The following is a 13,176-nucleotide window of genomic DNA, read 5'->3' on the forward strand; positions in this document are numbered from 1 at the left end:
GAGTTTCCTCACAATTGTCCTGAACGGCGGCGCACCCACCATTGCAGTCCGTTAATCAATAATAATAATAGAAACGACAGCATCAGCATGGTCAAACCAATCGCGGTTGCCCCGGCGTAATCGTATTGTTCCAGTTTGGTAATAATCAACAGCGGCACGATTTCCGAAATATACGGCATGTTGCCGGCAATAAAGATCACCGAGCCGTACTCGCCGACGCCGCGCGCAAAAGCCAGCGCAACGCCGGTAATGGTCGCCGGCAGAATATTGGGCAGAATCACTTTGATAAAGGTTTGCAAACGGGTGGCGCCCAAGCTGGCGGCGGCTTCTTCCATCGCGGTGTCGAATTCCTGCAACACCGGCTCAATAGTGCGCACCACAAACGGCAAACCGATAAAGATCAAAGCGAAGACAATGCCCAGCGGTTTGTAGGCAATTTGCACATCAAGACTATCCATCACCAGCTTGCCGATCCAGCCGCGAGGTTCGTAGATTGCGGCCAGCACGATACCGGCCACGGCGGTCGGCAGCGCAAACGGCAGATCGATCAACGCGTCGAACAGGCGTTTGCCGGGAAAGGTATAGCGCACCAGCGACCAGGCGATGATAAAGCCGAACACCCCGGCAACAAAGGCGGCAATCAGCGCCGCGCCAAAGCTGATACGGAACGAGGCCTGCACACGCGGGTTGGTCAGTATCGCCCAGTACTCGTCGAGGCTGAGTTCAAACGTTTTCAGCAGCATCGCGCTCAGCGGAATCAGCACGATCAAGGCCAGATAAACCAGGGTAAAACTGATGGCCGGGCGAAATCCCGGCATGATGTTACTTTGCGGCATATCAATAATCTTTTATGTGTTGATCTGTATCGTTTCGCAACCCATCCAACAAATGGTGCGGTAAATTGGAGTGCAAGCTTTGCTTGCGCAGCAGGCGGAGCCCGCACTCCGGTTAACGGCCTTGGGTTAACGGAAAAACCGTTAACCCAAGGCCGCATTTCTTATGGCGCGTAAATTTGATCGAAATAGCCGCCGTCATCGAAATGGTCTTTTTGAGCCTGCGCCCAGCCGCCGAATTTTTCGTTGACGGTAAACAGCTCCAGTTTCGGAAAGCGTTTCAAGTCTTCAGGATCGGCATGTTCCGGTTGGTAAGGACGATAAAAATGCTTCGCCGCCAATTTTTGCCCGACCGGTGAATACAGGTACTGCAGATAGGCTTCGGCCAAATCCAGGTTGCCGGTCTTTTTGGCAACCTTGTCCACAAGCGTTACCGGAGTTTCGGCCTTGATACTGACCGGCGGCACGATGATTTCAAACTCGCCGGAGCCCTGCTCTTTAAGCGCCAAAAACGCTTCGTTTTCCCAGGTGATCAGCACATCGCCGATACCGCGCTGGATAAAAGTGGTGGTGGAGCCGCGCGCACCGGAATCCAGCACCGGCACATTCTTGTAGACTTTTTTGACAAAATCCTTGGCGGCTTCCTTGCTGCCGTAATTCTGTTCGCCAAACGCCCAGGCGGCGAGATAGTTGTAGCGTGCCCCGCCTGAAGTTTTTGGATTGGGCGTAATGACCGAAACGCCTTCTTTGGCCAAATCGTCCCAGTTTTTAACCGCTTTGGGATTGTCTTTGCGCACTAAAAACACGATGGTGGAGGTGTAAGGCAGGCTGTTATTGGGCAATCGGCTTTGCCACTTTTCGGGCAATATGCGCGCTTTTTTGGCGATTTGATCGATGTCGTAAGACAGGGCCAAGGTCAGCACATCGGCTTCCAGGCCGTCGATCACCGCACGGGTCTGCTTGCCTGCGCCGCCGTGGGATTGCTGGACCTTAACGTCTTCGCCGGTTTTATCTTTCCAGTATTTGATGAACTCTTTGTTGAAGTCCTGATAGAGCTCCCGGGTCGGGTCGTAGGACACATTCAGCAGCGTTCTGTCTGCCAGGGCCGCACCGCTTGACAATAAGGCCAGACTGAAAAACACGAGTTTTAAGGGAATGGTAAATTTCATGGTTTTTCCTTAAATTAAAATGATTTAGGTTTTTATCGCAATAGTGCCGAACCAGGGTCATGGTAAGCACCTTAGCTAACTTATGAAAACGATATATTTAGAACTGCTTATCTAAAAATTAGATAACAACTGCGGCAGCCGCATAGCTGCCGCAGTTATCGCGCTAATTTACTTGATCTTGCCGTCGCCAAACGCATTCAGCGACACTTCGAAGTAGAAGAAATTGCTGGCCTCCGACGTGAAGGGGCCGTTGGCCGTGCTGCCCTTATCGAATGACTTGGTAAAGCTGCCCGGTTCGAAGCGGGCATAACTCAAGCTCCAGTCGACATACGGATTGAGTTTATGGCGCATACGAATGTCGAGTTCATGCCCCAGGAAGTTGCCGCTATTACCGCTCCTATCTCTCAGATTGGCGCGGTTCCAGGCATCGGTTTCGCTTTGCACCCAGAAAGCGTTATAACCGGTGTCGACGCGCACATCCTTATACGGGGTGAATTCCAGCCGGGCTTTAGGGGCATGAACGTTATCCCAGGAGAAATAATCGTTGCGCGACCACGGCTGATTAAAGCCGTAAAAAGCATCAAATTTCTGGTTCGTATTGTCAGTGGAATTTTTGTCGCCGGTGCCGTAGCCGTAATACAGGCTGGCCCGAGGCTTCCAGTCATGGTCGAAGGTATAACCGGATTCCAGCGAGTACGCCAGAGCATCATGCTGGCGCAAGGTCTGCGTTGTACCCGAAAGCGAACCGGAGCGGCCAAACTGTTTGTTGATATCCGCGTCAAAATCAAAGCCGCTATCGCCGAAAAGTCCATAAACCCGTAAACCCGGCGCATAAATATCAATATCGGCTTTGCGGTTGGCGGCTACGGTATTGGTTGGATCGCCATTTTGCTTGCGGCCCAAAAAGTACGGCTGGATGGTGACATAATCCGACCACTGGCGAATGCTCAGCACGCCGCCGTAAAACCAGGTGTCTTCATCAGCTTGGTCAAAATCATACTTGGAGCGTTCAACCGGTTGATAGGCGAAGGTGTCCAGGTCCCAGTTGTTTTGCTGTTTGCCAAAACGGACGCGAAAGCCTTCGAAGTTATTGGTGGTGTTGCGGAATTGGTTGCTGCCCACCAGACGCCGATCCAGCAATTCCAAAGCCTGACGGCCGGCGCGGATGCTTAGCGGCCGGTTATGGCCGAGCGCATTATCGAAATACAGCTCGGCGTAACCCTGAATCAGTTCGAATTCGTTGATGTCGGAGTCGGTTCTTTCATACAGGCCGTTGTAACTGCGGGCGTCTTCAAATTCGACCGCAAAGCGTAACGGGTCGAGAATGTCTTTTACGCCGATATAACCGCGCGTTCTCAATAGCCATAGATTGTCGGGGTCGTTGCGATAGGTATTTAGCGTAGCATTGGTTGTAGGATCAGTTCTGCGCCGCAAATCGTTTTCCCGATACTCATAACGGGTGCGAAAATCCAGGCCCACATCCAGCCAGTCAACATCGCGAAACTGCTCGAATTGGGTTTTGCTCAAATTACGCACATAAGCCGGTGGATCGGTGTCCGGCTCGACACGATAACCTTTGGTTTTGACGTAATAATCCTCGGCGCTTGCCAGACCTGGAAACGCCAGCAGCAAGCTCAAGGCACCGGTTACCGACGCAATATTGACGAAATTACGCTTCATAGTTTTACCTTCTTTTAAAAATCTTTTTTGATTAGTAACTTCCGGTGATCCGGTCGGTTCATGTTCACGTTATAGTGTTGTTTTCGCCGCTTTTTTTTGCGGTAGAAATTTATAATTATTATTTATATATCAAAGCGTAACTTCTCCTTACGTTCGATCTGCACCACCTTGTGGTCATGAATGATAATTTCGATTGAACCATAGTTAATTTCTTGCAAAATACTGGCAATCTGACCAGAGATTTCAGTTATCTGTTGTTCTTTGCTGCGGTTTCTCGTATCAGATGCCATAAAAACACTCCTGCAAAACTTACCGTTGATGTTGAAGCGCCGCTTAAATCAGGCATTATCTTCAATAAACCGATAAGCTTAAAATTGAATAGAGAATAAAAAGATTACCAAATAAGCAACACAAGTTGCTCAGGTGCAATAGTAGAGAAGATCAGGGTTTTAATGAAACGATATAATTAGATTATAATATCTAATTATAAGATATTTAGCTTCTGTCGCCAGTACTGACCTTGTAAAATCAGTTGCTTAAACTGCAAATTATTGCAATGTAATGGTGACAGACTGTTTGACGGGACTGAATAAATTAAAATTATTCCGGGCTTGGCTGAGGAGGTTATGCGAAAGGCGGAAAATAACAAATAGCCGGGGAATCGCTATTTTTGCGCAAGTTTTTATGGCATTTTGAGCCACCTAAAAACATGAAAGTCGGTGGTGGGAGGATGTCCTCGTTGTTACGCAGGCGTCGCTCCCACGAAATGTGTGGCTACACTAAACCGGACACACTCTAAAGTAACCTGAAATATAAGAGCTGCGTCGAACATGAATCAAGAAAAACAAAAAGCGAACAGCAAAGCACTGCGTGTTCTACGCGTCCATCTTAACGTTCCCGGCGAGCCAGTCTGCCCAGGCGGAAAAATTATCGCCCTTGGTTGATGACAACTGGATGATGTGTATGTCTGGATTGACCTGCCTGGCGAAGTTAATACAACGCTGTACATCAAAATCGACATAAGGCAGCAAGTCGGTTTTATTGATGATCATCAAATCTGCGGCATGAAACATGTCCGGGTATTTAAGCGGTTTATCGTCGCCTTCAGTCACTGACAGCACCACGACTTTATGCGCTTCGCCCAAATCGAATGAAGACGGGCAAACCAGATTGCCGACATTTTCTATGGCCAAAAAACTGTGGTCTTTTATGCCCAGCGCCTGGAGCGCATGACCAATGCCGTGGGCATCGAGATGGCAGGCTCGACCGGTGTTGATTTGCAACGCAGGTACGCCGGTGGCTCTGATTCGATCCGCGTCATGCTCGGTCTGCTGATCGCCTTCGATGACGGCGATAGGAAACCGGTCTTTTAAGACTTTAATCGTCTCGACCAGCAAGGTGGTTTTGCCCGCACCGGGACTGGAAACCAGATTCAGTGTGAAAATATGATGCTGCTGAAAGTAAGTTCTGTTTTGCTCCGCATAGGCATTGTTTTTACTGAGCAAGTCCTGCTCGACTTTAACCAGGCGCTCTGTTTCGTGATCATGATGGTGATGACCGTGGTCATGGTCATGCTGATGAACTTGCCCGTTTACAGGCTGGAGTTTGTTAATTTTGCCTGGTTGGCTGCAACCGCATATTCCGCACATACATAGTGGCCTGTAAGAGTAAAAGTATTTTATGTTTTACCTGTTTGCTTAAATAACAATCAAGTCTTTAATTTTCATGTCCGCGCCCTGAATGATTTTAACCTTAGGACTTCCACAATGGGAGCATGGATCATGCGAAGTTTCCAGTTCAACTTCTAGTCCGCATTGCCGGCAAATTCCCAGTCCGGCTATATCGGAAATGATCAATTCGGCATTTTCCGCCAGCGAGTCTTTCATCACCACATCGAAACCGAAGCGCAACGCATCCGGCTCAACGCCGGAAAGTTTGCCGATTTCCAGGGTCACTTTGGTGACCTTGCTGAACTTTTGGCTCACGGCATGATTTTCCAGAATTTCCCTGACGTTTTCCAGGAGGGAGAGTTCATGCATGGCTGTCCCTGCCATGCACCCTTCGGGCAAGTGCAAATCTGCTCCCGGCAGATTTGTCATGCATGATAACCCAGCTAGGCACCCTTCGGGCTAGTGCAAATCTGCTCCCGGCAGCTTTGTCATGCATGGCTTGCCTGTTTCAGCCAAAAATCAACATCGGGATTGCCCAATAATTGCCCTGCAAATGAACACGCTTTTGCCAAATTATGTTCAGCGTTAGCACTTAAGCCTTCGCCTAATTCAAATTTCTCGGCTTTGATGCTCAGCAGAAAACACGGCGGCGGCGTTTGCTTTTTTATCGATTGATACACGTCTAAAACCGCCGCAGGACTCATCGCATGCGTCGTGTAGCTTTTATCCCTGGCTGGCTCCAGCACGGTAAAATCAAACGCATCAACGCTGGCTACGGAGGCATCGACAAATAACACTAAGCGCCTGTTTTCCAGATCCAGCGCATGTTCGATTTGTAATTGGAAATCGGTCAATATTTCAATCGCGCCCAAGTCGCAATGAGTTTCGGCGTATTCCAACAATAACGGCCCCAGCGCATCATCGCCGCGACTGAGATTGCCATAGCCGAACAACAACACCGGTTTACCCATGTTCCCGCTCAATCTGACCATCACTGTGTTTGACCAGCTTATCGATCAGCTTGCCGTCAACATCGACCAACTCAAGTTGCAGCGGCATTTTGCCTACCGCATGGGTCGCGCAGGACAAACAGGGATCGTAAGCGCGTATCGCCACTTCCAGATTATTCAATAAAGGTTCGGTCAGTTCCCGGCCGGACAAATATTCCGCCGCCACTTGCCGCACCGATTCGTTCATCGCCATGTTGTTGCTGGTGGTCGAAACGATTAGGTTGGCTTTGGTGACAATGTCGTTTTCATCGACCTGATAATGATGGAACAAGGTACCACGCGGCGCTTCAATCACGCCCACGCCTTCATAGCGTTTTTCACCTTGCGCGACCAAATCATGGCCCATGATGTCCGGGTCATTCAGCAACTGTTTAATGCTTTCGGCGCAATGCAGGATTTCAATCAAGCGCGTCCAGTGAAATGCCAGGGTACTGTGTACCATCGCTTCGCCGCTGTGCGCCTTAAACTCGACTCTGGCGGCTTCGGCCAGCGGCGTGTCGATATAGTCGCAGTTATTGACCCGCGCCAATGGCCCGACCCGATACCAGCCATTTTCCTGACCCAGCGATAACAGGTAAGGAAATTTCATGTAGGTCCATGAGCGGACTTCTTCATGGATATAATCGTTATATTGGCAATAATCGACCTGATCCATAAGGGTTTCGCCGTGCTCATTCTTGGCGCGGATACCGCCGTGATAAAGCTCCAGCGCACCGTCTGGCTTGGTCAGACCCAGATAATTGGTACGTATAGTCGCAAATTCATCGTAATAAGGCAGGTTGGAACAGTGTACTTTCTTGATCAGCGCAACCGAACCTTCCGCCCAGGTTATCATCTGGTCGATATCTTCGAGCAGGTAGTCGCGCTCGGCTTTGGTCAATGATTTATTCATGCCCCCGGCAATCGCGCCGGTGCCGTGTATGCGTTTGCCCGACACCATGCGAATGACTTCCTGGCCGTATTTGCGCAGTTTTACGCCCTGTACGCCGATTTCTGGATACTCGGCCAATACCGCGATAACCGAACGCTTGCTGATGTCGCTTTCAAAACCGAACAGCAAATCCGGGCTGGATAAATGAAAGAAATGCAGGGCATGGGATTGCATGACTTGTCCGAAATGCAGCAAGCGCCTTAATTTGTCCGCTGATACGGGCAGGTTCTCAGGGTCGACACCCACCAGTTGATCTATGGCTTTGGCGGCGGCCAAATGATGGCTGACCGGACAGATGCCGCATAAGCGCTGCACCAGAACCGGCAATTCCCAATAGGGCCGACCTTGAATGAAGCGCTCAAAGCCGCGAAATTCAACGATATGCAAGCGGGCCTGCTGGACTTTATTATTTTCGTCCAGTAGTAAAGTGACTTTGCCGTGGCCTTCAACGCGCGAGACAGGATCGACGACAACACGTTTTAAACTGTCCCGGTTTTCAGCTGTTTCTAAATGTTCGTACATGATAATTCCCGTATTTGTTATTTCTTATAATGATACTTACAGCTAATAACAATCAGCCTATCGGCTTCAACTTTGTACACTAAGCGATGCTCATCATTGATGCGGCGCGACCAATAACCTTGTAACTCATGCTTTAAGGCTTCGGGTTTACCCAAGCCTATGTATGGATTACGCGACGTTTCTTTAATCAAACTAACAAGACGTTTATAGAGTTTTTTGTCCTCGCTTGCCCAGCGGGTAAAATCATCAAAAGCACCTTGTTCAAAAGCAATATCCATTACAGATCGTTTAAATGGGCAGTTATCAATCTACCCTTTTTAACATTGTCTATCGCTTCTAATAGATGCGCCTTGTTAGCAGGGTCACGCAATAAATAATCGGTCTCATCCTGTTCGGCTTGCGCCGTTTCACAAATGGCAATCTCAATCTCTTTATGTTGAAACTGCGCTTTGATGGATGCTATAAAATTTTCGTTTAGCTCATCAGCATTGATTTTATAAACTGTGTACATAGTTTTCCTCTCACTTGTGGGTCGCTCAATCGTAATGAACCAACTCGTAAGGCAATGAAGGTTCACGCCCTTCGATCAAATCGGTCAGGAATTTCCAAAACACGTCCGCTGAAGGCGGGCAGCCGGGCAGAAAATAATCTATTTTGACCACTTCATGAATCGGCCGCACTTGATCCAACAGTAAAGGCAATTCTATATCGCTGGGAATCTGCGGATTTTCCACGCCAATTCCGTCGAGATAAGCCTCATTCAGGCATTCTTCGAGGGGGATATGATTGCGCATCGCCGGCAATCCGCCGTTAATAGCGCAAGCGCCGACCGCAACCAGGATTTTGCAGTTGTTACGAAACTCCCGCAATACGTGGACGTTTTCGGAATTGCACACGCCGCCTTCAATCAGACCTATATCGCAATTGGTGCAATGTTCTATGTCGGTGAGCGGCGAGCGGTCAAACTCGACTACTTCAACTAATTGCAGCATGCGCTCGTCTATATCCAAAAAAGACATATGACAGCCGAAACAGCCTGCCAGCGATGTTGTTGCTACTCTAATTTTATTTGCCATGTTTAGGATGCTCCTTGCCGACTGCCAGGGATGGCGGAAGTGTCGCAACCGGTCGGGAACCGAATGCGGCCAAACTCACTTGATCAATTTGTTGGTGATCGTAAATACGTTCGCCAATCGGCACCCGATAACCGGTACGTTTAACCAGAATCGCGCCGGTAGGACAAATGTGGACAGCCTGATCGTTCACATCCACGTCAGTATCTTTCAGTAACCCGCTTTCAGCATTGACGATCAAATGCTTGTGGATGCCGCGCCCGCTGAGCGCAAATACGTTTTTACCGTCTGTTTGCTGGCTGGCGCGAACGCACAAGGCACAAAAAATACAGCGATTATGGTCAATCATCACCTCGGCATGAGAGGCGTCCACTTCCCGATTCGGGTAAAACAACGGAAAATGGTTGTCGAGCATATTCAAATGATAGGCCACGGCTTGTAACTGACAGTTACCGGTTTTTTCACAGGACGGGCAAAAATGATTGCCTTCCACAAATAACATTTGGGTGATTTTCTTCCGGTCGTCAATCAGCTCTTTAGTTTCACTGAGCACATCCTGCCCGTCCATGGCCGGAAAGGTGCAGGCCGAACAGTTGCGTCCGTTGACCTTGACTGTACACAGTTTACAACTGCCGTGCGGGGTAAATTCCGGCTGATGGCATAAGTGTGGGATATAGACGTCGGCTGCCATCGCCGCATCCATAATAGTCTGCCCCTCTTCAAAAGGAATGGTTTTGCCGTCGATGGTAATGGTTTTACTCATGTTCGTTCACCTCTATTTGAGCCAAATGCGCACCGGCATCATCGCGATTGGCCATGCGCCGCGCTGTTTCCAGTGCGCCATCCAAATCGAATCCCGGTTCATAACTGATTTCTTTTAATCGGCTTTGATACAAATCGGGATAGCGCTCCAGCGTGGTTAAGATCGGATTCGCCGCCGTTTGCCCGAGGCCGCAATGGCTATAATTTTTAACCAGTTGACACAATTCTTCCAACGCAACAACATCGCCCGCCGAACCATGGCCGTCGACAATTTTATCCATCTGTTTTTGCAATAAAGAGGTGCCGACCCGGCATGGTGTACAAAATCCACAGCTTTCATGGGCAAAAAAGTGCGTGAAGTTATGCACCATGTCGAGAATATTGCGACTGGTGTTGAAAATAATGAATGAGCCGCCGGTGGCTAAATCTTCAAAAGCCAGCTTGCGCTCGAACTCCTGATCGGAAATAAAGCTGCCTGACGGCCCGCCAACCTGAACGCCCAATACATCGTCCGCGCCACAGTCATGCAGAATAGTCTGAACCGTTACGCCAAAGGGGTATTCATAGATGCCGGGACGTGCGCAATCGCCGCTGATACTGAGTATCTTGGTGCCTTTCGATTTTTCGGTGCCGATACCGGCAAACCAGTCACCGCCATTGACCGCAATGCTGGCAGCCGCCAGAAACGTTTCTACATTATTGACCACGGTAGGTTTGCCCAAATAGCCCTGGGTGACCGGATAAGGCGGACGATTGCGCGGAATACCGGCCTTGCCTTCCAGCGACTCGATTAGCGCGGATTCTTCGCCGCAAATATAAGCGCCTGCACCTAGACAAATTTCAATATCGAAACTCCATCCTGCCCCCAGAATATTGCTGCCCAGCAAACCGTTTCGGCGACGCTGCTCCAAAATGTTTTGCAGCTTATCGTGTAGATGCAAATACTCTCCGCGCAAATACAAAAAACCCTGTTTGGCTCCGATAATCGCCGCGCACACCGTCATGCCTTCAAAAACCTGATCTGCGTAAGTATTCAGCAATACTCTGTCCTTGAATGTGCCGGGTTCGCCTTCGTCGGCATTGCATACCACATAACGCTCAGCCTGTTGCTCTTCGGAACAAAATTGCCATTTCATCGCCGTTTTAAATCCAGCCCCGCCCCGACCCCGCAAACCTGATTTATCGATTTCAGTCAGCGTTTCCTTGATGCCTCGCGTTAAAACCGCTTTGAGTACCGCGCCTTGCTCAAGCCGCTGATTCAGCAATAAACCGGATTTATGAATATTATCATCCACCTGAAATAATTCGCTAGGCCATTCGCTCAGGGGTTTTTGTTGATTAATCAGCGCCGCGATTTTATCAATTGAAGAATGATCCAGGTGAGTCAACGCATAGCCGTTAACCAAACCGGCCGGGCCTTGGTCGCACATGCCGGTACAGGAAGTATTATCCAAGCTAACCACGCCATCTGGCCTGACTTCGCCAACGGCAACAGCCAATTTATTTTCCAGATAGCCGAGCAGGTCTTTCTTACCCAGCATATGATCGGTTATCGAATCGCTGATCAACAGCTCATATCGCCCTCTTCGGGTCAGATGGAAAAAACTGTAGAATTCAATGACGCTGATAATTTGCGTTCGGGGAATGTTCAGCAAGCCGGACAGCTGTTCTATCGCCTCTTCCGGGATATAATGAAAACGGGATTGAATCTGCCTTAGAATTTGCAACAAATGTGTTGCCTGATGATTATTTTCTACGATATCCTGAACGAATTGTCTCACTTTATCTCCCCGGCTTTATCTTTCTGGATGTTTGTGGATATGATACTAATGAATGATTACATTGCCTATATGACAGTGATTGCTCCGGGCAATTATTCTGTATTCCCTCCATCCATAGAGATCAGATGTCGATAAGGGGCAGGAACTGAAGCGTTAAAATGGCTAATCCCTTACAGAAACTAACTATATCTTACTCTCTTAGATAAACCAATAATTAGCTAACAGAACTTCTCGTCAAGCACTCATGGCAAAAAAACCAACTTCATTTAAAGCGGCCTTGTCGTTCCCAAATCGCACTATGGCTCATTTTTATAGCCAGATTGAGCAACAAAAACAGGTTCTACGGCGTATTCATGACATTTTACCGGCGGCTATAGCTAAACATGCACTGCACTGTGTTATTAACGGCAAGAAACTGCTGGTTTATACCGATACGGCGGCTTGGGCATCGCAACTGCGCTTTTATAACAGCGTAATTCTCGCAGCCATCGCCCCGCTAACCCGGGAATCGGTCTCGATTATGCAGATTAAAGTGAGGGTAGAGATATTGCCTGCAACATCGCTACCGGGCAGGACACCGATCATTCCATCGGCAGAAAAAATAGCGTTCATCCATAACCACAGTCTTACGGTTTCGGATGAACAATTGAAGCTCGCGTTGCTGAGGTTAAGCACAACGTTGGAAAAACTTTCAAATCAGCAAACCCCCGCCTAGTATTCAGTCAGATGCTGACCGCTGCCAGCGGTGTATTATGCCTCTGGCCTAGGGGTTTCCGCTGAACGCATAAAAGAAATTGGGGCGTTTTCTTCATCGTCAAAGGTAACCATTTCCCACGCATCTTTATCATTTAATAAAGCGCGGAGTAATTTATTATTCAAGCCGTGACCCGATTTATAACCGGTAAATTCACCTATTAAGCTGTGCCCTAACAGATATAAATCGCCTATCGCATCAAGAATTTTATGTTTAACAAATTCATCCGCATAGCGTAGACCGTCTTCGTTGATAACCTTGTCATCATCGACCACAATGGCATTATCGAGACTGCCACCCAAAGCTAGGTTGTTTTGTCGCAACATCTCAACATCTTTCATGAAGCCAAACGTTCTGGCTCGACTCACTTCCTTGACAAAAGTAGTCGATGAAAAATCCATCGTGGCGGTTTTAACATGCTCTTCAAAAGCCGGGTGCTCAAAATCAATCGTAAAGGTAACCTTGAAGCCTTCAAACGGCTCAAAAGCGGCCCATTTATCGCCCTCTTCAACTCTTATGCTACGTTTTATACGGATATACTGTTTCGGACAATCCTGCTCTTCGACCCCCGCAGACTGAAGCAAAAACACAAAAGGCCCGGCACTACCATCCATAATCGGAACTTCTGCTGCACTGACATCGATAATTGCATTGTCTATGCCTAATCCGGCAAATGCCGAAAGCAGATGTTCTATCGTTGATATTTTTACGTCACCCGCAACCAGGGTTGTCGAGAGTATGGTTTCGCCAACATTTTCCGGTGTTGCTAGAATGGTCACTGGGGTGTCCAGATCGACTCTGCGAAACCGGATGCCCGTATTCGCTTCAGCCGGGCGTAAAGTTAAATAAACTTTATCGCCCGTGTGTAGTCCTACACCTGTTGCCCTAATTGTGTTTTTTAAAGTTCGCTGTTTAATCATAAAATCAATAACGCTAAGTAAAGAGGGCAAAAGGCGCAAATTTTATCACAATCAGACCCGAAAACTGAATC

At 48.5% G+C, this 13,176-nt stretch carries 15 protein-coding genes; 1 reads left to right on the top strand and 14 read right to left on the bottom strand.

The annotated features are described in order from the left end of the window. Positions 1-8: 8 nt before the first annotated feature. The 13 genes from cysT to ABXJ76_RS16505 all read right to left on the bottom strand — a co-directional run bounded on the left by cysT (position 9) and on the right by ABXJ76_RS16505 (position 11,431). Positions 9-836: a sulfate ABC transporter permease subunit CysT gene (gene cysT / locus ABXJ76_RS16445; protein ID WP_432742068.1), complete on the bottom strand. Its 828-nt coding sequence runs from the start codon at positions 834-836 to the stop codon at positions 9-11. Positions 837-997: 161 nt separating this feature from the next. After that, positions 998-2,002, bottom strand: a complete 1,005-nt coding sequence (locus ABXJ76_RS16450; protein ID WP_432742070.1) for a sulfate ABC transporter substrate-binding protein — start codon at positions 2,000-2,002, stop codon at positions 998-1,000. Positions 2,003-2,170: 168 nt separating this feature from the next. Continuing rightward, complete coding sequence (locus tag ABXJ76_RS16455) at positions 2,171-3,682, bottom strand: alginate export family protein (RefSeq protein WP_432742072.1); 1,512 nt, start codon at positions 3,680-3,682, stop codon at positions 2,171-2,173. A gap of 122 nt (positions 3,683-3,804) precedes the next feature. Continuing rightward, a complete protein-coding gene (locus ABXJ76_RS16460) occupies positions 3,805-3,972 on the bottom strand; it encodes a DUF2292 domain-containing protein (protein ID WP_432742074.1) in 168 nt (55 codons plus the stop codon). 585 nt (positions 3,973-4,557) lie between these two features. Next, positions 4,558-5,331 carry a hydrogenase nickel incorporation protein HypB gene (gene hypB / locus ABXJ76_RS16465; protein WP_432742076.1) on the bottom strand — a complete coding sequence of 258 codons (774 nt, stop codon included), beginning with the start codon at positions 5,329-5,331 and terminating at the stop codon, positions 4,558-4,560. 48 nt (positions 5,332-5,379) lie between these two features. Continuing rightward, positions 5,380-5,781, bottom strand: coding sequence for a hydrogenase maturation nickel metallochaperone HypA (hypA, locus tag ABXJ76_RS16470; protein WP_432742078.1), 402 nt, complete (start codon positions 5,779-5,781; stop codon positions 5,380-5,382). Between the two features lie 59 nt (positions 5,782-5,840). Continuing rightward, positions 5,841-6,323 (bottom strand): hydrogenase maturation protease, encoded by a 483-nt coding sequence (locus ABXJ76_RS16475; RefSeq protein WP_432742080.1) that lies wholly within the window; start codon positions 6,321-6,323, stop codon positions 5,841-5,843. Further along, a complete protein-coding gene (locus tag ABXJ76_RS16480; protein ID WP_432742082.1) occupies positions 6,316-7,815 on the bottom strand; it encodes a Ni/Fe hydrogenase subunit alpha in 1,500 nt (499 codons plus the stop codon). The genes ABXJ76_RS16475 and ABXJ76_RS16480 overlap by 8 nt, the downstream gene beginning before the upstream one ends. A gap of 17 nt (positions 7,816-7,832) precedes the next feature. Continuing rightward, a complete protein-coding gene (locus ABXJ76_RS16485) occupies positions 7,833-8,093 on the bottom strand; it encodes a Txe/YoeB family addiction module toxin (protein ID WP_432742084.1) in 261 nt (86 codons plus the stop codon). After that, a complete protein-coding gene (locus ABXJ76_RS16490) occupies positions 8,093-8,326 on the bottom strand; it encodes a hypothetical protein (protein WP_432742085.1) in 234 nt (77 codons plus the stop codon). The genes ABXJ76_RS16485 and ABXJ76_RS16490 overlap by 1 nt, the downstream gene beginning before the upstream one ends. 25 nt (positions 8,327-8,351) lie before the next feature. Beyond that, positions 8,352-8,891 carry an NADP oxidoreductase gene (locus ABXJ76_RS16495; RefSeq protein ID WP_432742087.1) on the bottom strand — a complete coding sequence of 180 codons (540 nt, stop codon included), beginning with the start codon at positions 8,889-8,891 and terminating at the stop codon, positions 8,352-8,354. Beyond that, positions 8,881-9,651 (bottom strand): 2Fe-2S iron-sulfur cluster-binding protein, encoded by a 771-nt coding sequence (locus tag ABXJ76_RS16500; protein ID WP_432742089.1) that lies wholly within the window; start codon positions 9,649-9,651, stop codon positions 8,881-8,883. The genes ABXJ76_RS16495 and ABXJ76_RS16500 overlap by 11 nt, the downstream gene beginning before the upstream one ends. Continuing rightward, positions 9,644-11,431, bottom strand: a complete 1,788-nt coding sequence (locus ABXJ76_RS16505) for an NAD(P)H-dependent oxidoreductase subunit E (RefSeq protein ID WP_432742091.1) — start codon at positions 11,429-11,431, stop codon at positions 9,644-9,646. Before ABXJ76_RS16505 ends, ABXJ76_RS16500 begins: the two co-directional genes overlap by 8 nt. Positions 11,432-11,675: 244 nt before the next feature. On the opposite strand from ABXJ76_RS16505, the gene ABXJ76_RS16510 reads away from it, so the two are divergent. Continuing rightward, complete coding sequence (locus ABXJ76_RS16510; RefSeq protein WP_432742093.1) at positions 11,676-12,146, top strand: DciA family protein; 471 nt, start codon at positions 11,676-11,678, stop codon at positions 12,144-12,146. A 35-nt stretch (positions 12,147-12,181) separates the two neighbouring features. Here ABXJ76_RS16510 and lpxC read toward each other — a convergent pair whose 3' ends face one another. Then, complete coding sequence (gene lpxC / locus ABXJ76_RS16515; RefSeq protein ID WP_432742095.1) at positions 12,182-13,105, bottom strand: UDP-3-O-acyl-N-acetylglucosamine deacetylase; 924 nt, start codon at positions 13,103-13,105, stop codon at positions 12,182-12,184. Positions 13,106-13,176 lie beyond the last annotated feature (71 nt).

The organism is Methylobacter arcticus, assembly GCF_050917435.1.
GTDB lineage: Bacteria > Pseudomonadota > Gammaproteobacteria > Methylococcales > Methylomonadaceae > Methylobacter_A > Methylobacter_A titanis.

Coding starts and splice junctions, on each gene's coding strand:
- cysT (WP_432742068.1), bottom strand. CDS start 836: ATGCCGCAAAGTAACATCATGCCGGGATTTCGCCCGGCCATCAGTTTT.
- ABXJ76_RS16450 (WP_432742070.1), bottom strand. CDS start 2,002: ATGAAATTTACCATTCCCTTAAAACTCGTGTTTTTCAGTCTGGCCTTA.
- ABXJ76_RS16455 (WP_432742072.1), bottom strand. CDS start 3,682: ATGAAGCGTAATTTCGTCAATATTGCGTCGGTAACCGGTGCCTTGAGC.
- ABXJ76_RS16460 (WP_432742074.1), bottom strand. CDS start 3,972: ATGGCATCTGATACGAGAAACCGCAGCAAAGAACAACAGATAACTGAA.
- hypB (WP_432742076.1), bottom strand. CDS start 5,331: ATGTGCGGAATATGCGGTTGCAGCCAACCAGGCAAAATTAACAAACTC.
- hypA (WP_432742078.1), bottom strand. CDS start 5,781: ATGACAAATCTGCCGGGAGCAGATTTGCACTTGCCCGAAGGGTGCATG.
- ABXJ76_RS16475 (WP_432742080.1), bottom strand. CDS start 6,323: ATGGGTAAACCGGTGTTGTTGTTCGGCTATGGCAATCTCAGTCGCGGC.
- ABXJ76_RS16480 (WP_432742082.1), bottom strand. CDS start 7,815: ATGTACGAACATTTAGAAACAGCTGAAAACCGGGACAGTTTAAAACGT.
- ABXJ76_RS16485 (WP_432742084.1), bottom strand. CDS start 8,093: ATGGATATTGCTTTTGAACAAGGTGCTTTTGATGATTTTACCCGCTGG.
- ABXJ76_RS16490 (WP_432742085.1), bottom strand. CDS start 8,326: ATGTACACAGTTTATAAAATCAATGCTGATGAGCTAAACGAAAATTTT.
- ABXJ76_RS16495 (WP_432742087.1), bottom strand. CDS start 8,891: ATGGCAAATAAAATTAGAGTAGCAACAACATCGCTGGCAGGCTGTTTC.
- ABXJ76_RS16500 (WP_432742089.1), bottom strand. CDS start 9,651: ATGAGTAAAACCATTACCATCGACGGCAAAACCATTCCTTTTGAAGAG.
- ABXJ76_RS16510 (WP_432742093.1), top strand. CDS start 11,676: ATGGCAAAAAAACCAACTTCATTTAAAGCGGCCTTGTCGTTCCCAAAT.
- lpxC (WP_432742095.1), bottom strand. CDS start 13,105: ATGATTAAACAGCGAACTTTAAAAAACACAATTAGGGCAACAGGTGTA.